The sequence below is a fragment of the Staphylococcus sp. EG-SA-18 genome (assembly GCF_017151825.1).
Lineage (GTDB): Bacteria > Bacillota > Bacilli > Staphylococcales > Staphylococcaceae > Staphylococcus > Staphylococcus aureus.
On the sequence record NZ_JACYVY010000004.1, the window covers coordinates 18,008 to 34,160 of the forward strand.

Sequence of the window (16,153 nt, forward strand, 5' to 3'; positions counted from 1 at the left end):
CTCCTAAAATTATCTACCACCAAAGCCTTTATATTCTTTTTGAGATACTTGAGCTTCTAAAGATTTCATTGTTTCAATCGCTACACCAATAACGATAAGTAAACTTGTACCACCAATCTGAATTGATTGTGGTAATCCCATAAACTTAGTTGCTAATATCGGTAGAATTGAAATAACGGCTAAGAAGATAGAACCTACAAAAGTTAAACGATATAAAACTTTAGTAATATATTTTTTGGTTTGTTCACCAGGTCTAATACCTGGAACATAGCTACCTTGTTTCTTAAGGTTATCAGCCATTTTTTCCGGATTAACTTGTACAAATGCATAGAAGTATGTGAATAGTATAATTAGTACAATATATACAACCATACCAACATTACTTGAAGGATTTGCAGCATTCGCAATGTTTTGTGCCCATTCTTTATCTGGATAGAACAACGTTAATGTTCTAGGCAGTAAGAAGAACGCCATTGCAAAGATTACAGGAATAACACCGGCTGAGTTCACTTTTAAAGGTAGATAAGTTGCCTGTGAACCTAATCTTTGAGCAGTTTGTTTCTTAGCATATTGAATCGGAATTTTACGAACGGCTTCAAGTACATAAATAGCACCTACAGTTAATAGTATCAGTGACACTAAAAGTCCTAATACTTTCAACCATGCTAATGATGTATCTTCTTGCCCAACGAACGCAGTTTGTCCAAATTGAATTAGACTGGCTGGCAACGTTGATAAAATACCCGCAAATATGATAATAGAAATACCATTACCAACACCGAACTGAGTGATTTGATCACCAAGCCATATTAAGAAAGCAGTTCCTGCTGTCAAAACTAGTGCTATTAATAAATAACTCATAATTGACTGATTGATAATCAGCGCACCTTTGAGATAATTATTAAATTGGAATGCCATACCTATAGATTGGATAAATGCTAAAGAAATTGCTAAATAACGAGTAACGTTATTTAACTTTCTTCTACCTACTTCACCTTGTTTTGCCCATTCTGAGAATTTAGGGACAATATCCATTTGTAATAATTGCATTACGATTGATGCAGTGATGTAGGGTACAATACCCATTGCAAAAATAGAAAATCGTTTCAAGGCTCCGCCACCAAAAGTATTTAATAACTCAGTGGCACCTTGAGAACCTTGGGGATTATCAAAAGCTGCAGGATTTACTCCTGGAGCTGGTATATAAGTCCCTATTTTAAAAATTACTAACATTGCTAGTGTGAAGAAAATCTTGTTACGAACCTCTTTTGTTCTAAAGAAGTTCACAAGGGTTTGAATCATTAGATCACCTCGTGTGCTCCACCTTTAGCATCAATAGCTTCTGCTGCTGAAGCTGAGAATTTATGAGCTTTCACTGTCAATTTCTTATCAAGTGAACCATTACCTAGTATTTTGATACCAGATTTTTCATTCTTAACAACACCAGATTCTACTAATAAAGCTGGAGTTACTTCAGTACCATCTTCAAATTTATTAAGTTGGTCTAAGTTAACAATAGCATATTCTTTACGATTTATGTTAGTAAAACCACGTTTTGGTAAACGACGGAATAATGGTAATTGACCACCTTCAAATCCTGGTCTTACACCACCGCCTGAACGAGCTTTTTGACCTTTGTGTCCGCGACCACTTGTTTTACCGTTACCTGTCGCAACACCACGTCCAACACGATTGCGTTCTTTACGTGAACCTTCTGCCGGTTTTAACTCATGTAATTTCATTTCGGCACCTCCTTGATTATTTTTCTTCTACTGTTACTAAGTGCTTAACTTTGTTGATTTGCCCACGAATAGCAGGGTTATCTTCAACAACTACTGAACTGTTAGTCTTTTTAAGACCTAAAGCTTCAACAGTTTTACGTTGTGTTTCAGGACGACCAATAACACTACGAGTGAGGGTAATTTGTAATTTAGCCATAACTAGTTTTCCCTCCTTAATTGTATAATTCTTCTACTGTTTTGCCACGTAATTTCGCAACATCTTCAGCATTTTTAAGGTTTTGTAAACCATCGATTGTAGCACGAACCATGTTGATTGGTGTGTTTGATCCTAATGATTTACTTAAGATATCAGTGATACCTGCTAATTCAAGTACGGCACGAACAGGACCACCAGCGATAACTCCTGTACCAGGTGCAGCCGGTTTCATAAATACGCTTCCTGAACCGTAACGGCCAGTAATTGTGTGTGGAGTTGTACCTTCAACACGTGGAACAACTACTAAATCTTTTTTAGCTGCTTCAACAGCTTTTTTGATTGCTTCTGGTACCTCTTGAGCTTTACCAGTACCGAAACCTACACGACCATTTTTGTCTCCAACTACAACTAATGCAGTGAAACGGAAACGACGACCACCTTTTACAACTTTTGCTACACGGTTGATTGTAACAACGCGTTCTTCAAATTCTTTCGTCTCTTCTTCTCTACGAGCCATGTATTTGTCCCTCCTTTAAATTAAAATTCTAATCCGCTTTCTCTTGCTGCTTCAGCTAATGCTTTAACACGTCCGTGATATAAATATCCTCCACGGTCAAATACGATTTCTTTAATGCCTTTGTCAGCAGCTTTTTTAGCAATTGCTTCACCGACTTTAGTTGCTAATTCAACTTTAGTTGCTGTAGTAGCAATGTCGCTGTCTTTTGAAGAAGCTTGAGCTAATGTTACGCCTTTATTATCATCAATAATTTGAGCGTAGATATGCTTGTTTGAACGATATACGTTTAAACGTGGCTTTTCAGCTGTACCTGATAAGTTAGTACGAACACGAGCATGTCTTTTTAAACGCACTTTATTTTTATCAATTTTACTGATCATTTCAATACTCCTTTCTTTAGAGTTTATCTATTATTTACCAGTTTTACCTTCTTTACGGCGAACGTATTCACCTTGGTAACGAATACCTTTACCTTTGTAAGGCTCTGGAGGTCTTACTGAACGGATGTTAGATGCTAATGCTCCAACTTGTTCTTTTGAAATACCTTCAACTTTAACGACTGTGTTTTTCTCAACTGAGAAAGTAATGTTTTCTTCAGCTTTAATTTCTACTGGGTGAGAATAACCAACGTTAAGGATTAAGTCTTTACCTTGCATTTGAGCACGGTAACCTACACCAACAAGTTCAAGTACTTTTACGTATCCTTGAGAAACACCTTGTACCATATTGTTTAATAAAGCACGAGTTGTACCATGGTTTGTTCTATCTTCTTTAGAATCAGATGGTCTTACAACTTCAATTGTGTTTTCTTCTTGTTTGAATGTCATTCTTTCATTTAAAGTTCTTGATAATTCACCTTTAGGACCTTTAACAGTTACATGATTTCCATCAAAAGTTACTGTTACGTCACTAGGGATGTCAATAATTTTCTTACCAACACGACTCATGTTATGGCACCTCCTTATTTTTTATTACCAAACGTATGCGATAATTTCTCCACCAACATTACGTTTTCTTGCTTCTTTGTCAGTGATTACACCTTCAGAAGTTGATACTAATGCAATACCTAAACCATTTAATACTTTAGGCATTTCGCTAGCTTTTGCATAAACACGTAAACCTGGTTTTGAAATACGTTTTAATCCTGTGATAACACGCTCATCGTTTTGACCATATTTTAAGAATAAACGAAGTACACCTTGTTTATCATCTTCTACGTATTCAACATTTTTAATGAAACCTTCACTCTTTAAGATTTCAGCAATTTCTTTTTTAATATTTGATGCAGGTAATTCTAACTTCTCGTGACGCACCATGTTTGCGTTTCTTACACGAGTAAGCATATCTGCGATTGGATCTGTCATTGTCATTGATTGTTGCCTCCTTTCAGACTCTTTTTTATTACCAGCTAGCTTTACGAACGCCAGGGATTTGGCCTTTGTAAGCTAATTCACGGAAACAAATACGGCATAATTTAAATTTACGATATACAGAATGTGGACGGCCACAACGTTCACAACGAGTGTATTCACGAACTGCATATTTTTGTTTTTTTTGTTGCTTAGCAACCATTGAAGTTTTAGCCACTTAATTAGCCTCCTTTAAATAATTATTTACGGAATGGCATACCGAAGTTAGCTAACAATTCACGAGCTTCTTCATCAGTGTTAGCAGTCGTTACGATAACAATATCCATTCCTCTAACTTTACTTACTTTATCATAGTCGATTTCTGGGAAAATTAATTGTTCTTTAACACCTAAAGTGTAGTTACCGCGTCCGTCAAATGCTTTTTTAGAAACACCTTGGAAGTCACGTACACGTGGTAATGATACTGAAATTAATTTGTCTAAGAATTCATACATTCTTTCACCGCGAAGTGTTACTTTCGCACCGATTGGCATACCTTCACGTAAACGGAAAGTCGCGATTGATTTTTTAGCTTTAGTTACTAATGGTTTTTGACCAGTGATCAATTCTAATTCTTCAACAGCATTGTCTAATACTTTAGAATTTTGTACTGCGTCACCTACACCCATGTTCACAACGATTTTATCTATTTTTGGTACTTCCATTACTGAACTATAATTGAATTTTTTCATTAAGTTTTCAGTAACTTCAGTGTTAAACTTTTCTTTTAAACGGTTCAAAGTGGGATCCTCCTTTCAACTTGTTATTAATTATTAGATTTAATTTCTTCGCCAGATTTTTTAGCGATACGAACTTTTTTACCATCAACAAATTTGTAACCTACACGAGTTGGTTCGTTTGTTTTAGGGTCCAATAATTGTACATTAGAAACATGGATTGCTGCCTCTGTTTCTAAGATTCCACCTTCAGGATTTAATTGAGTTGGTTTTTGGTGTTTTTTCATAATGTTAACACCTTCCACAACGACACGGTCTTTTTTAGGTAGAGTAGCAATTACTTTACCTTCTTTACCTTTGTCTTTACCTGCGATAACTTTAACGTTGTCACCTTTTTTGATATGCATGTGGGCACCTCCTTATTTGTATTCGTTGTTATTAATTAAAGTACTTCTGGTGCTAATGATACGATTTTCATGAAGTTACCTTCACGTAATTCACGAGCAACAGGTCCGAAGATACGAGTACCACGTGGGCCTTTGTCATCACGGATGATAACACATGCATTTTCATCAAATTTGATGTATGAACCGTCATTACGACGAACACCTGACTTAGTACGTACGATTACAGCTTTGACAACGTCACCTTTTTTAACAACGCCACCTGGTGTTGCATTTTTAACAGTACATACGATAACATCGCCGATGTTTGCTGTTTTACGACCAGATCCACCTAATACTTTGATTGTAAGAACTTCACGAGCACCAGAGTTGTCTGCTACTTTCAAGCGTGTTTCTTGTTGGATCATTAGTTAAACCTCCCTTATCTCTAAACTTGTATTAAATAATTACTGACTCTTCAACAATCTCTACTAAACGAAAACGTTTTGTTGCTGATAAAGGACGAGTTTCTTGAATTTTAACAATGTCTCCTAATTTAGCTGAATTGTTTTCATCATGAGTTTTGTATTTTTTAGAGTATTTTACTCGTTTACCGTATAATTTGTGTGTTTTGTAAGTTTCAACAAGTACTGTAATAGTCTTGTCCATTTTGTCTGAAACAACTTTACCTACATAAACTTTACGATCGTTTCTTTCGCTCACTTTTGTAACCTCCTCTTACTTAATTATTGATTAGCCTTACTTTGTTCAATTTCTCTTTCACGAGCAACAGTTTTTAGACGTGCAATCGTTTTTCTTACTGTACGAATACGTGCAGTTTCTTCTAATTGACCTGTAGCTAACTGAAAGCGTAGGTTAAAAAGCTCTTCTTTTGAAGATTTGATTTGTTCTTCGATTTCTGAAGTGGTTAAGTCTCTAATTTCCTTAGCTTTCATTTGTTTCACCACCCAATTCCTCACGTTTTACAAACTTAGTTTTTACTGGAAGTTTGTGACTTGCTAAACGTAGTGCTTCACGCGCAACTTCTTCAGAAACGCCAGCAACTTCGAATAAAATTCTACCTGGTTTAACAACTGCGATCCAGCCTTCAACCGCACCTTTACCAGCACCCATACGTACTTCTAAAGGTTTTTTAGTATATGGTGTATGTGGGAAGATTTTAATCCAAACTTTCCCGCCACGTTTCATGTAACGTGTCATTGCTATACGAGCAGATTCGATTTGACGAGATGTGATCCAAGACGTTGTTGTAGCTTGTAAACCAAACTCACCAAATGTTACGTAGTTACCGCCTTTAGAACGACCAGTTGTTTTAGGACGATGTTGACGACGATATTTTACACGTTTTGGTAGTAACATTATTATTTTCCTCCTCCACTAGTGTTCTTAGTAGGAAGAACTTCTCCACGATAGATCCATACTTTAACGCCTAATTTACCGTAAGTAGTGTCAGCTTCAGCGTGTGCATAATCGATGTCAGCACGTAACGTATGAAGTGGAACAGTTCCTTCTGAATATTGTTCAGCACGAGCGATGTCAGCTCCGCCTAAACGACCAGATACTTGAGTTTTGATACCTTTAGCACCAAGTTTCATAGCTCTAGTGATTGCTTGTTTTTGTACACGACGGAATGAAGCACGGTTTTCTAATTGACGTGCGATGTTTTCAGCTACTAAACGAGCGTCAAGATCAACTTTTTTGATTTCAATTACGTTGATGTGTACTTTTTTATCAGTTAACGCATTTAATTTGTTGCGTAATTTTTCGATTTCTGAACCGCCTTTACCAATTACCATACCAGGTTTACCAGTATGAATTGCAATGTTGATACGGTTTGCAGCACGTTCAATCTCTACGTGAGAAACTGATGCTTCTTTTAATTCATTATCAATAAATTTACGGATTTTTAAATCTTCGTGTAAAAGTGAAGCGAAGTCTTTTTCAGCATACCATTTAGCTTCCCAATCACGGATAATACCAACACGAAGTCCGATTGGATTAATTTTTTGACCCACAGTATTCCCTCCTTAAAAGTTAATTAAGCTTCTTTAGCTTCTTCTTTACCGTCACTTACGACGATTGTAATGTGGCTTGTACGTTTGTTAATCGCACTTGCACGACCTTGCGCACGTGGACGGAAACGTTTTAATGTTGGTCCTTCGTTAGCATATGCTTCTTTAACTACTAATTCATCTGTGTTCATGTCATAGTTATGTTCAGCATTAGCTAAAGCGGACATTAATACTTTTTCAATTACTGGTGATGAAGCTTTGTTTGTTAATTTTAAAATTGCAATAGCTTCAGCAGCATTTTTACCTCTGATTAAGTCAAGAACTAGTCTTACTTTACGAGGTGCGATTCTTATTGTTCTAGCAACCGCTTTTGCTTCCATTAGGATGTCCTCCTCTACTTAATAGATATTATCTTCTTGTTTTCTTGTCGTCTGCAACGTGTCCTTTGAATGTACGAGTAGGAGCAAACTCACCTAATTTATGACCTACCATATCTTCAGTTACATATACAGGTACGTGTTTACGTCCGTCGTATACTGCAAAAGTATGTCCGATGAAATTAGGGAAAATTGTAGAACGACGTGACCATGTTTTGATTACTTGTTTCTTTTCGCTTCCTTCTTGAGCTTCAACTTTTTTCATTAAATGCTCATCGACGAAAGGTCCTTTTTTAATACTACGAGCCATTTGGGCGCCTCCCTTCTTATTATGTGCGTGCAGCTTTAAGCCGCACACCCAAATAAGTTGATTATATTATTTTTTCTTACGTCCACGAACGATAAGTTTGTCTGATGATTTTTTACCACGACGAGTTTTCTTACCAAGCGTAGGTTTACCCCATGGTGACATTGGAGATGGTCTACCGATAGGAGCACGACCTTCACCACCACCGTGTGGGTGATCGTTAGGGTTCATTACAGAACCACGAACTGTTGGACGGATACCTTTCCATCTTGAACGTCCGGCTTTACCAACGTTAACTAATTCGTGTTGTAGGTTACCAACTTGACCGATTGTAGCACGGCAAGTAGATAAGATCATACGAACTTCACCAGATCTTAATCTGATTAATACGTATTTACCTTCTTTACCAAGTACTTGAGCACTTGCACCAGCTGAACGAGCGATTTGTCCACCTTTACCAGGTTTAAGCTCGATGTTGTGTACTACTGTACCAACTGGAATGTTTTGTAATGGTAATGCGTTACCAACTTTGATGTCAGCTTCAGCACCACTTTCAACGATTTGACCTACTTCTAATCCTTTAGGAGCAATGATATATCGTTTTTCACCGTCTGCATATACAACTAAAGCGATGTTTGCTGAGCGGTTTGGATCATATTGAATAGAATCAACTTTTGCATTGATACCATCTTTGTTACGTTTGAAATCGATAACACGGTATTGACGTTTGTGTCCACCACCATGGTGTCTTACAGTCAATTTACCTTGGTTGTTACGTCCCGCTTTTTTCGGTAGCGGTTTTAATAATGACTTTTCAGGTGTAGTTTTCGTGATTTCTGCGAAATCTAACGAAGTCATATTACGACGACCATTTGTTATTGGCTTATACTTTTTAATAGCCATTGTCGCTTACCTCCTTAATGGTAATTGTTTTATTAGTTAAATAAGTCGATTGATCCTTCTTTAAGAGTTACAATCGCTTTTCTTCTTTTGTTTGTATAGCCTTGGTAACGGCCCATACGTTTTTTCTTAGGTTTGTAATTCATGATATTAACACTTGCAACTTTTACGTTGAAGATTTCTTCAACAGCCATTTTTACTTGTGTTTTGTTAACACGAGTATCAACGTCGAAAGTGTATTTGTCTTCAGCCATTGCTTCAGAAGATTTCTCAGTGATTACGGGGCGCTTAAGAATATCTCTTGCTTCCATTATCCGAGCACCTCCTCAACTTTTTTAGCAGCAGCTTCAGTAATTACTAAGCTGTCAGCATTAGTGATATCTAAAACATTTAAACCTTGAGCAGTTGTCACTTGAACGCCAGGGATGTTGCGTGCTGATAATTCAACATTTACATCTTCGTTTTCAGTAACTACTAATACTTTTTTAGGTTGTTCTAATGTAGATAATACATTTTTGAATTCTTTAGTTTTTGGAGCTTCGAAGTTGAATGCGTCAACTACAGTTAAGCCATTCTCTTGAGCTTTGAAAGATAATGCTGAGCGTAAAGCTAAACGACGCATTTTCTTAGGCATTTTGTATGCATAACTTCTTGGAGTTGGTCCGAATACGATACCACCGCCACGCCATTGTGGAGCACGGATTGTACCTTGACGAGCACGACCTGTTCCTTTTTGCTTCCATGGTTTACGTCCGCCACCGCTTACTGCTGAACGATTCTTAACAGCATGCGTACCTTGACGTAATGAAGCACGTTGTAAATTAATAGCTTCGAATAAAACGCTATTATTTGGCTCAATACCGAATACTGCATCGCTTAATTCGATTGAACCTGATTTAGTTCCGTCTAATTTTAAAACATCATAATTAGCCATTATGCATTTCCTCCTTTCACTTCTTATTATTTATTACCTTTTTTAATTGAAGTTCTGATTTCTACTAAACCTTTTTTAGGTCCAGGTACGTTACCTTTTACTAAGATAACTTTGTTTTCTGTGTCAACTTGAACTACTTCTAAGTTTTGAACAGTTACAGTGTTTCCACCCATACGTCCTGGCATTTTTTGGCCTTTAAATACTCTAGAAGCATCTGAAGCCATACCTACAGAACCTGGTGCTCTGTGGAAATGAGAACCGTGTGACATAGGTCCACGAGATTGTCCGTGGCGTTTAATTGCACCTTGGAAACCTTTACCTTTTGATACGCCTGTTACGTCAATAACGTCGCCAGCTACAAAAGTATCTACTGAGACTTCTTGACCTACTTCGTAAGCATCCACGTCTACATTGCGGAATTCACGAATGAAGCGCTTAGGTGCTGCGTCAGCTTTTTTAGCGTGACCTTCAGCTGGTTTATTAGCATATTTATTAGATTTTGCATCTTTTTTGTATGCTTTTTTGTCTTCAAATCCAACTTGGATTGCGTTGTATCCATCAACTTCTACAGTTTTCTTTTGTAATACAACATTTTCTTTAGCTTCTACTACTGTTACAGGGATTAATTCACCGTTTTCTCCGAATACTTGTGTCATCCCAATTTTTCTTCCTAAGATTCCTTTGGTCATCGAAAGTCCACCTCCTAAAATTGTCTATTATAATTTGATTTCGATGTCTACACCAGATGGTAAGTTTAAGCCCATTAAAGCGTCAACTGTTTTTGGTGTTGGGTTTACAATATCGATTAAACGTTTGTGTGTACGTTGTTCGAATTGTTCACGTGAATCTTTATACTTATGCACGGCACGGATGATTGTGTAAACTGATTTCTCAGTTGGTAACGGAATTGGTCCAGAAACATCTGCACCAGAACGTTTCGCTGTTTCTACAATCTTCTCTGCTGATTGATCAATCACGCGGTGATCATAAGCTTTTAATCTGATTCTGATTTTTTGTTTTGCCATAATTTTCCCTCCTTATTCGTCTACATTTAGTGATAGACTTCTCCACGAAAACTATCTTACACAGCGCCATGGCAAAGCGGCCGGGTGTGTCAGTAACCTTTCGCTTCATCGCTTTTCTTAAAGTCCAACGTTAGTTATATTACACGAAAAACATCGATAAATCAAGGCTTTTCACATAATTTTTCTATCTGTCTAACACATACTTTTATATTTTACTTTATATACTTAGTCAGTTCAACTATTTTCGAGATATTTTTTATTTCCTTCTTTATTGTAAATTCGTACCTTGAATCATTTTATTATTATCATTGAAAATTATTCTATATAATTAGTCATAAGAACGGTGGTGAATGAATATGAAAAATGGACCAAAATTATCTTTAGCACTTATAGGTATCTTTTTAATACTTTGTGAGTTTTTCTATGGCATTCCTTTTTTAGGTGCAACGTTTATTTTAAGTTTTGGATGGCAGCCTTTAATCTTTAATGCATTACTTTATCTAATTCTTACTATTATATTATTAGTGAATAGACAAAATGCGATTAGACCTATAGCGATTATTCCAATATTTGGTATAGTAGGTAGTTTTTTAGCTATCATCCCCTTCTTAGGAATTTTGATTCATTGGATTTTATTTTTCCTAATGATTCTATTTGTCCTAGTTGTATTATCAGCGCCAACCTATATACCTAATAAAAATGCTCGTGTCATTTACACACAATACAAAGATGGACATAGAGAATAATTCTTAAAACCTTTTTAATCAGGTATATAATATAGAAGAAACACGTCCAACAATTTTAAAAGAAGTATATTTATATCGGATATTTAAAGACATTCATAATATTGCTTTATGTTATTTCGCTTCTTATTTTATCCTTACTTCAAAGAAAAAACGACTACCAATCATTGGCAGTCGTTTTTTGTGTCTGGATTTAACCATGAACAAATATGAAGTACAGAATGAATAGTACCATTAATACATACATTATCGGATGTACTTCTTTATGTTTTTTAGAGATAAGCATTGTAATTGGATAGAAAATAAATCCACACGCAATACCAGTTGCAATTGAGTATGATAAAGGCATCATAATGATTGTAATGAATGCTGGCACTGCAACTTCAAAACTTTTCCAGTTTATCTCAGCAAAGTTTGCAGCCATTAATACACCTACCACCACTAAAGCTGGTGTCGTAACTGCACTTGTTACAACAGCGATTAACGGACTAAAGAACAGCGCTAATAGGAAACAACAACCTGTTACGATACTAGCAAATCCTGTTCTAGCACCTACAGCAACACCTGAAGTTGATTCGATATAAGAAGTTGTTGTAGTTGTTCCAAAAACTGATCCTACAATCGTAGCTAAAGAATCTGAGAACAATGCTCTACCAGCTCTTGGTAATTTATTATCTTTCATAATACCTGCTTGAGTAGCAACAGCTACTAATGTACCAGCTGTATCAAAGAAATCAATAAATAAGAACGTTAAAATAACAATTAAGAACTGTATCGTTAATAATTGACTTGGGTCTTTAAACGCTTCAAATGCAGCACCGAACGTTGGTTCAATACTTGGAATCTTACCTACAATACCAGATGGCATTTGAATCAATCCAGTGAACATACCAACGATTGCTGTGATGATCATACCGATAAAGATAGAACCCGGCAATTTAATTGCATATAAAATAACTGTAATAACGATACCGAATATCGCCAAAAGTACTGGTGGATCAGTTAAATGTCCCAATGTTACTAATGTAGATTCATTTTTAACTATAATACCCGAACTTTGTAAACCTACAAATGTAATGAATAATCCTATACCTGCTGAAACAGCCATCTTCATTTGATAAGGAATTGCATTAATAATAACTTCCCTAAACCCTGTGACGGTTAATATCGCAAAGAATATACCTGAGAATAAAACGCCTGTTAAACCAACTTGCCAAGGAATACCCATGGTTAACACAACAGTAAATGCAAAGAATGCATTTAATCCCATACCTGGTGCTAACGCAATTGGATATTTAGCTATTAGCCCCATGAATAGCGAGCCTACAAATGCTGCTAATGCAGTCGCTACAAAAATGGCACCTTGGTCCATTTTCATATCTTCTGATACGCCTTTAACACCTGCTAAACTTAAAACTTGCGGGTTAACTGCTAAAATATAGGCCATAGATAAGAAAGTTGTGATACCGCCTAAGATTTCTCTTTTAAAGTTTGTTCCATATTTATCGAACTGGAAATAGTTTTTCACGAATGGATGCTCCTTTTTTTAAAATACCTTAATAGTTTAATATCATTCTTAATAAAAAACAATACCAAAAGCGAACTTTTCGTTTTTCTGATTCAACTTTGTTCGATTTTATCTATAAATTCAAGTTCTTTAATGCATCTTTAAACGGATTATTGTCTAAACCTTCATTTTTATTCATATACTTTTTCATTTCTTTACGAGATACTTTACCAGAGGATTTAGACTTCATACGCTGATCCATATGTGCTTGCGTTTCAGAATGTCCACAAACACAACGATATACCGCTTCTTTCCCTTTACCAAACAACGTTAATTTCTTTTTACAGTTTGGACATCTTGCATTTGTTTTGCGCTGTACATTCTTTTTCGTCTTACAAGATGGATCTTGGCACACAAGCATCTGACCATTTTTAGTTTTAACTTTAATCATGAATTTACCACACGTTGGGCATTCTGTGGTTGTTAAATTATCGTGTTTATATTTACGATCACTATTTTTAATCCCATTTACAACATCTTTCGTAAAATCTTTCATTTCATTAATGAATGTTTTCGCCTGATATTTACCACGTTCAATTAAAAGTAATTTTTCTTCCCATTGTGCAGTTAAAAGTGGCGACGTTAATTCTTCTGGTGCTAATTCTAATATTTGTTTACCTTTTGACGTTACTTTAATTTTACCGTCTCTTGATTCAATGGCATTCATATTAAATAATTTATCGATAATGTCGGCCCTTGTTGCAACTGTGCCGATACCACCTGTTTGTTTTAAAGTTTGCGCATATTTTTTATCCTTCAATTGAATAAAGTTCTGAGGGTTCTCCATCGCTTTTAATAACGAACCTTCATTAAAATATTCTGGAGGTGTTGTTTCATGTTCTCTAATATTTGTTTTTGAAATCTTCACTTCATCGCCTTCTGAAAAAGGCTGTTGCATCTCTGTAATAGATTCACCTTGTCTAATAGATTTAAAACCTAAAACAGTTGTTACATTCTCTTTCAAAACAAATGTGTGCCCTGCAACCTCTAAAGTTACAGTTATCGCGTCATACTCGTGCGGAGGCATTAAAGCTTCTAAAAAACGCTCGACAATCATATCGTATAACTTTAATTCTCTATTACTTAAGTCTGACATGACAGGTCTCACTTCTGTAGGAATAATTGCATGGTGATCAGATACTTTTTGATTATTAAATATCGACATTTTTGATGAAAATGTTTTAGACATTAATGGGCGTGCTTGGTCTTTATATGTTGTTGCCATCGTCGCCTGAATACGTTCTTTCATAGTATCTACCATATCAGTTGTTAAATAGTTTGAATCTGTTCTTGGATAGGTTACGACTTTATGTCTCTCATATAAGCTTTGAAGTGTATTCAATGTTTCTTTAGGTCCAATTTTATAACGTCTATACATATCTTGTTGTAAATCTGTTAAATTGTACAGTGATTGCGGATACGACTTCTTATGTTTAGTAGCAACAGATTTAATCTTACCATCGACATTTTTCAAATTATTAACCATCTGTTCTAAAGTTTCTTTATTGGTATATCGCTGATTTGATTCTAGCTGAAAATCAAACCCTTTTACCGTTAATGATAATGTAAAGTATTGTTGTGGTTTGAACTGATTAATCTCTTGTTGTCGTGTATTTACTAATTGAATCGTTGGTGTCTGAACACGTCCCAGGGATAGCTGTGCATCATACTTTGTTGTTAGTGCACGCGTTGCATTAATCCCAACAATCCAATCTGCCTCACTTCTCGCTAACGCTGCATAATACAAATCGTTATATTGACGACCGTCTTTTAAATTTTTAAAACCTTGTTGAATAGCTTTTTTAGTAACTGAGCTAATCCATAATCGACGGATTGGCTTTTTGTTACCAACTTTATCCAAAATCAATCTTGCAACTAGTTCACCTTCTCGTCCAGCATCTGTTGCAATAATAATATCTTTCACTTTATTATCTAAAATTAACGCTTTTACTGTTTTAAATTGTTTGCTTGTTTTACCAATAACAACAGTTTTCATATATTTAGGTATAATTGGAAGGTCTTCTAATCGCCATTCCTTTAAATTTTTATCGTATTGTTCAGGTGTCGCATTTGTCACTAGATGACCTAACGCCCACGTGACAATATATTGGTTATTTTCAAAGTAACCATTACGCTTCTGATTTATTTGTAAAGCATCAGCAATATCTCTTGCGACTGATGGTTTTTCAGCTAATATTAAAGATTTCATAAATTATCCTTTCTCATACGTTCTTTTATTTCGAACGTGCTTCATCTATTCCACTAATCTTTGATTTAAATTCAATGATTGCAAATGATGTGTTAAATGTATTGTAACATGTTAATATCACTATTAACTTTCATTTCAGTTGAAATACTATATAATAAAAGTAACAAAAAGCACGGAGGTAATGACATGAGCATAGTTCAGTTATATGATATTACACAAATAAAATCGTTCATTGAACATTCGAATTATGAATCAGCATCATACTTATATAAACTTCCTCAACAGTACAATGAAATAGATGTATTAATAACCGATGCGATTGAATCACCTGGTGTATTTTCGATTAAAGAAAACGATTCAATCAAAGCAATCATATTGTCTTTTGCATACGATAAAAATAAATTCAAAGTCATAGGCCCTTTCGTGGCTGACAATTATGTATTATCTGTCGATACGTTTGAAACGCTATTTAAAGCAATGACTTCGAACCAACCTGACGATGCCGTCTTTAACTTTTCTTTTGAAGAAGGCATTCAACAATACAAACCATTAATGAAAGTTATTCAAGCAAGTTATAACTTCACTGACTATTACATAGAAGCCCGTACAAGATTAGAAGAAGATATGCACCAACCAAATATCATTCCTTATCACAAAGGGTTTTATCGTGCTTTCAGCAAATTACACACAACTACATTTAAATATCAGGCACAGTCACCACAAGATATCATTGATAGTTTAGACGACCATCATCATTTGTTTTTATTTGTTAGCGAAGGTTTACTTAAAGGTTATTTATACCTTGAAATTGATTCACAACAGTCAATCGCCGAGATTAAATACTTCAGTTCTCATGTAGATTACCGTTTGAAAGGTATCGCTTTCGAGTTGCTTGCGTATGCATTGCAATATGCTTTTGATAATTTTGATATTAGAAAAGTTTATTTTAAAATTCGTAATAAAAATAATAAACTCATCGAACGATTTAATGGTCTAGGTTTCCATATCAACTATGAGTACATTAAATTCAAATTCGAATCACGTAACGTAAAAGATCAAACAATCCCTGAATAAAACACCAAGCAAATACCCTACAGTACATCATTAGCATGTATTGTGGGTTTTTCTACTTTT

General features: G+C 35.5%; 27 protein-coding genes. 2 read left to right on the forward strand and 25 right to left on the reverse strand.

Features of this window, described 5'->3' with window-relative positions:
* Positions 1 to 9: 9 nt before the first annotated feature.
* The 22 genes from secY to rpsJ form a co-directional block, all read right to left on the reverse strand.
* On the reverse strand, positions 10 to 1,302 hold the full coding sequence (secY, locus tag IDG66_RS01350; RefSeq protein WP_000616784.1) for a preprotein translocase subunit SecY: 1,293 nt from the start codon (positions 1,300 to 1,302) through the stop codon (positions 10 to 12).
* On the reverse strand, positions 1,302 to 1,742 hold the full coding sequence (gene rplO / locus IDG66_RS01355) for a 50S ribosomal protein L15 (protein ID WP_000766074.1): 441 nt from the start codon (positions 1,740 to 1,742) through the stop codon (positions 1,302 to 1,304). The genes secY and rplO overlap by 1 nt, the downstream gene beginning before the upstream one ends.
* Positions 1,743 to 1,758: 16 nt before the next feature.
* Positions 1,759 to 1,938, reverse strand: coding sequence for a 50S ribosomal protein L30 (gene rpmD, locus IDG66_RS01360; protein WP_001096577.1), 180 nt, complete (start codon positions 1,936 to 1,938; stop codon positions 1,759 to 1,761).
* A 16-nt stretch (positions 1,939 to 1,954) separates the two neighbouring features.
* Positions 1,955 to 2,455 (reverse strand): 30S ribosomal protein S5, encoded by a 501-nt coding sequence (rpsE, locus tag IDG66_RS01365; RefSeq protein WP_000113851.1) that lies wholly within the window; start codon positions 2,453 to 2,455, stop codon positions 1,955 to 1,957.
* A 20-nt stretch (positions 2,456 to 2,475) separates the two neighbouring features.
* On the reverse strand, positions 2,476 to 2,835 hold the full coding sequence (gene rplR, locus IDG66_RS01370; protein ID WP_000623881.1) for a 50S ribosomal protein L18: 360 nt from the start codon (positions 2,833 to 2,835) through the stop codon (positions 2,476 to 2,478).
* A 30-nt stretch (positions 2,836 to 2,865) separates the two neighbouring features.
* On the reverse strand, positions 2,866 to 3,402 hold the full coding sequence (rplF, locus tag IDG66_RS01375) for a 50S ribosomal protein L6 (RefSeq protein ID WP_000091975.1): 537 nt from the start codon (positions 3,400 to 3,402) through the stop codon (positions 2,866 to 2,868).
* Positions 3,403 to 3,426: 24 nt separating this feature from the next.
* The gene (gene rpsH, locus IDG66_RS01380) at positions 3,427 to 3,825 is read right to left on the reverse strand and encodes a 30S ribosomal protein S8 (RefSeq protein WP_000178881.1); all 399 of its coding nucleotides are present in this window, start codon (positions 3,823 to 3,825) and stop codon (positions 3,427 to 3,429) included.
* 31 nt (positions 3,826 to 3,856) lie between these two features.
* Positions 3,857 to 4,042, reverse strand: coding sequence for a type Z 30S ribosomal protein S14 (locus IDG66_RS01385; RefSeq protein ID WP_001140799.1), 186 nt, complete (start codon positions 4,040 to 4,042; stop codon positions 3,857 to 3,859).
* A gap of 22 nt (positions 4,043 to 4,064) precedes the next feature.
* Positions 4,065 to 4,604: a 50S ribosomal protein L5 gene (gene rplE, locus IDG66_RS01390; RefSeq protein ID WP_001080824.1), complete on the reverse strand. Its 540-nt coding sequence runs from the start codon at positions 4,602 to 4,604 to the stop codon at positions 4,065 to 4,067.
* 26 nt (positions 4,605 to 4,630) lie between these two features.
* Positions 4,631 to 4,948: a 50S ribosomal protein L24 gene (rplX, locus tag IDG66_RS01395; RefSeq protein WP_000547687.1), complete on the reverse strand. Its 318-nt coding sequence runs from the start codon at positions 4,946 to 4,948 to the stop codon at positions 4,631 to 4,633.
* A 35-nt stretch (positions 4,949 to 4,983) separates the two neighbouring features.
* Positions 4,984 to 5,352, reverse strand: coding sequence for a 50S ribosomal protein L14 (gene rplN, locus IDG66_RS01400; RefSeq protein ID WP_000615921.1), 369 nt, complete (start codon positions 5,350 to 5,352; stop codon positions 4,984 to 4,986).
* A gap of 31 nt (positions 5,353 to 5,383) precedes the next feature.
* Positions 5,384 to 5,647: a 30S ribosomal protein S17 gene (gene rpsQ, locus IDG66_RS01405; protein WP_000004086.1), complete on the reverse strand. Its 264-nt coding sequence runs from the start codon at positions 5,645 to 5,647 to the stop codon at positions 5,384 to 5,386.
* A 23-nt stretch (positions 5,648 to 5,670) separates the two neighbouring features.
* Positions 5,671 to 5,880 (reverse strand): 50S ribosomal protein L29, encoded by a 210-nt coding sequence (gene rpmC, locus IDG66_RS01410; RefSeq protein ID WP_000644737.1) that lies wholly within the window; start codon positions 5,878 to 5,880, stop codon positions 5,671 to 5,673.
* Complete coding sequence (gene rplP, locus IDG66_RS01415) at positions 5,870 to 6,304, reverse strand: 50S ribosomal protein L16 (protein ID WP_000926310.1); 435 nt, start codon at positions 6,302 to 6,304, stop codon at positions 5,870 to 5,872. The genes rpmC and rplP overlap by 11 nt, the downstream gene beginning before the upstream one ends.
* A 2-nt stretch (positions 6,305 to 6,306) precedes the next feature.
* Positions 6,307 to 6,960: a 30S ribosomal protein S3 gene (gene rpsC / locus IDG66_RS01420; protein WP_000529877.1), complete on the reverse strand. Its 654-nt coding sequence runs from the start codon at positions 6,958 to 6,960 to the stop codon at positions 6,307 to 6,309.
* Between the two features lie 23 nt (positions 6,961 to 6,983).
* Positions 6,984 to 7,337: a 50S ribosomal protein L22 gene (rplV, locus tag IDG66_RS01425; protein ID WP_000387527.1), complete on the reverse strand. Its 354-nt coding sequence runs from the start codon at positions 7,335 to 7,337 to the stop codon at positions 6,984 to 6,986.
* A 28-nt stretch (positions 7,338 to 7,365) separates the two neighbouring features.
* Positions 7,366 to 7,644: a 30S ribosomal protein S19 gene (gene rpsS / locus IDG66_RS01430; protein WP_000124353.1), complete on the reverse strand. Its 279-nt coding sequence runs from the start codon at positions 7,642 to 7,644 to the stop codon at positions 7,366 to 7,368.
* Between the two features lie 66 nt (positions 7,645 to 7,710).
* Positions 7,711 to 8,544, reverse strand: coding sequence for a 50S ribosomal protein L2 (gene rplB / locus IDG66_RS01435; RefSeq protein WP_000985472.1), 834 nt, complete (start codon positions 8,542 to 8,544; stop codon positions 7,711 to 7,713).
* A gap of 32 nt (positions 8,545 to 8,576) precedes the next feature.
* Positions 8,577 to 8,852: a 50S ribosomal protein L23 gene (gene rplW, locus IDG66_RS01440; RefSeq protein WP_000388082.1), complete on the reverse strand. Its 276-nt coding sequence runs from the start codon at positions 8,850 to 8,852 to the stop codon at positions 8,577 to 8,579.
* Positions 8,852 to 9,475 (reverse strand): 50S ribosomal protein L4, encoded by a 624-nt coding sequence (rplD, locus tag IDG66_RS01445; protein WP_000024827.1) that lies wholly within the window; start codon positions 9,473 to 9,475, stop codon positions 8,852 to 8,854. Before rplD ends, rplW begins: the two co-directional genes overlap by 1 nt.
* Before the next feature lie 26 nt (positions 9,476 to 9,501).
* The gene (gene rplC, locus IDG66_RS01450) at positions 9,502 to 10,164 is read right to left on the reverse strand and encodes a 50S ribosomal protein L3 (protein WP_000160212.1); all 663 of its coding nucleotides are present in this window, start codon (positions 10,162 to 10,164) and stop codon (positions 9,502 to 9,504) included.
* Between the two features lie 27 nt (positions 10,165 to 10,191).
* On the reverse strand, positions 10,192 to 10,500 hold the full coding sequence (rpsJ, locus tag IDG66_RS01455; RefSeq protein WP_001118667.1) for a 30S ribosomal protein S10: 309 nt from the start codon (positions 10,498 to 10,500) through the stop codon (positions 10,192 to 10,194).
* Positions 10,501 to 10,856: 356 nt separating this feature from the next.
* Here rpsJ and IDG66_RS01460 point away from each other — a divergent pair, with 356 nt between their 5' ends.
* A complete protein-coding gene (locus IDG66_RS01460; RefSeq protein ID WP_000788441.1) occupies positions 10,857 to 11,246 on the forward strand; it encodes a hypothetical protein in 390 nt (129 codons plus the stop codon).
* Between the two features lie 190 nt (positions 11,247 to 11,436).
* Here the strand turns inward: IDG66_RS01460 and stgP are convergent, their stop codons facing one another.
* The 3 genes from stgP to IDG66_RS01475 all read right to left on the reverse strand — a co-directional run bounded on the left by stgP (position 11,437) and on the right by IDG66_RS01475 (position 15,140).
* The gene (gene stgP / locus IDG66_RS01465; RefSeq protein WP_000800700.1) at positions 11,437 to 12,771 is read right to left on the reverse strand and encodes a 6-thioguanine permease StgP; all 1,335 of its coding nucleotides are present in this window, start codon (positions 12,769 to 12,771) and stop codon (positions 11,437 to 11,439) included.
* A 112-nt stretch (positions 12,772 to 12,883) separates the two neighbouring features.
* Positions 12,884 to 15,019, reverse strand: a complete 2,136-nt coding sequence (locus IDG66_RS01470; protein ID WP_000838479.1) for a DNA topoisomerase III — start codon at positions 15,017 to 15,019, stop codon at positions 12,884 to 12,886.
* A gap of 25 nt (positions 15,020 to 15,044) precedes the next feature.
* Positions 15,045 to 15,140, reverse strand: coding sequence for a hypothetical protein (locus IDG66_RS01475; RefSeq protein WP_001790553.1), 96 nt, complete (start codon positions 15,138 to 15,140; stop codon positions 15,045 to 15,047).
* Positions 15,141 to 15,205: 65 nt separating this feature from the next.
* On the opposite strand from IDG66_RS01475, the gene IDG66_RS01480 reads away from it, so the two are divergent.
* Positions 15,206 to 16,093: a GNAT family N-acetyltransferase gene (locus tag IDG66_RS01480; RefSeq protein ID WP_000029536.1), complete on the forward strand. Its 888-nt coding sequence runs from the start codon at positions 15,206 to 15,208 to the stop codon at positions 16,091 to 16,093.
* Positions 16,094 to 16,153: the final 60 nt, after the last annotated feature.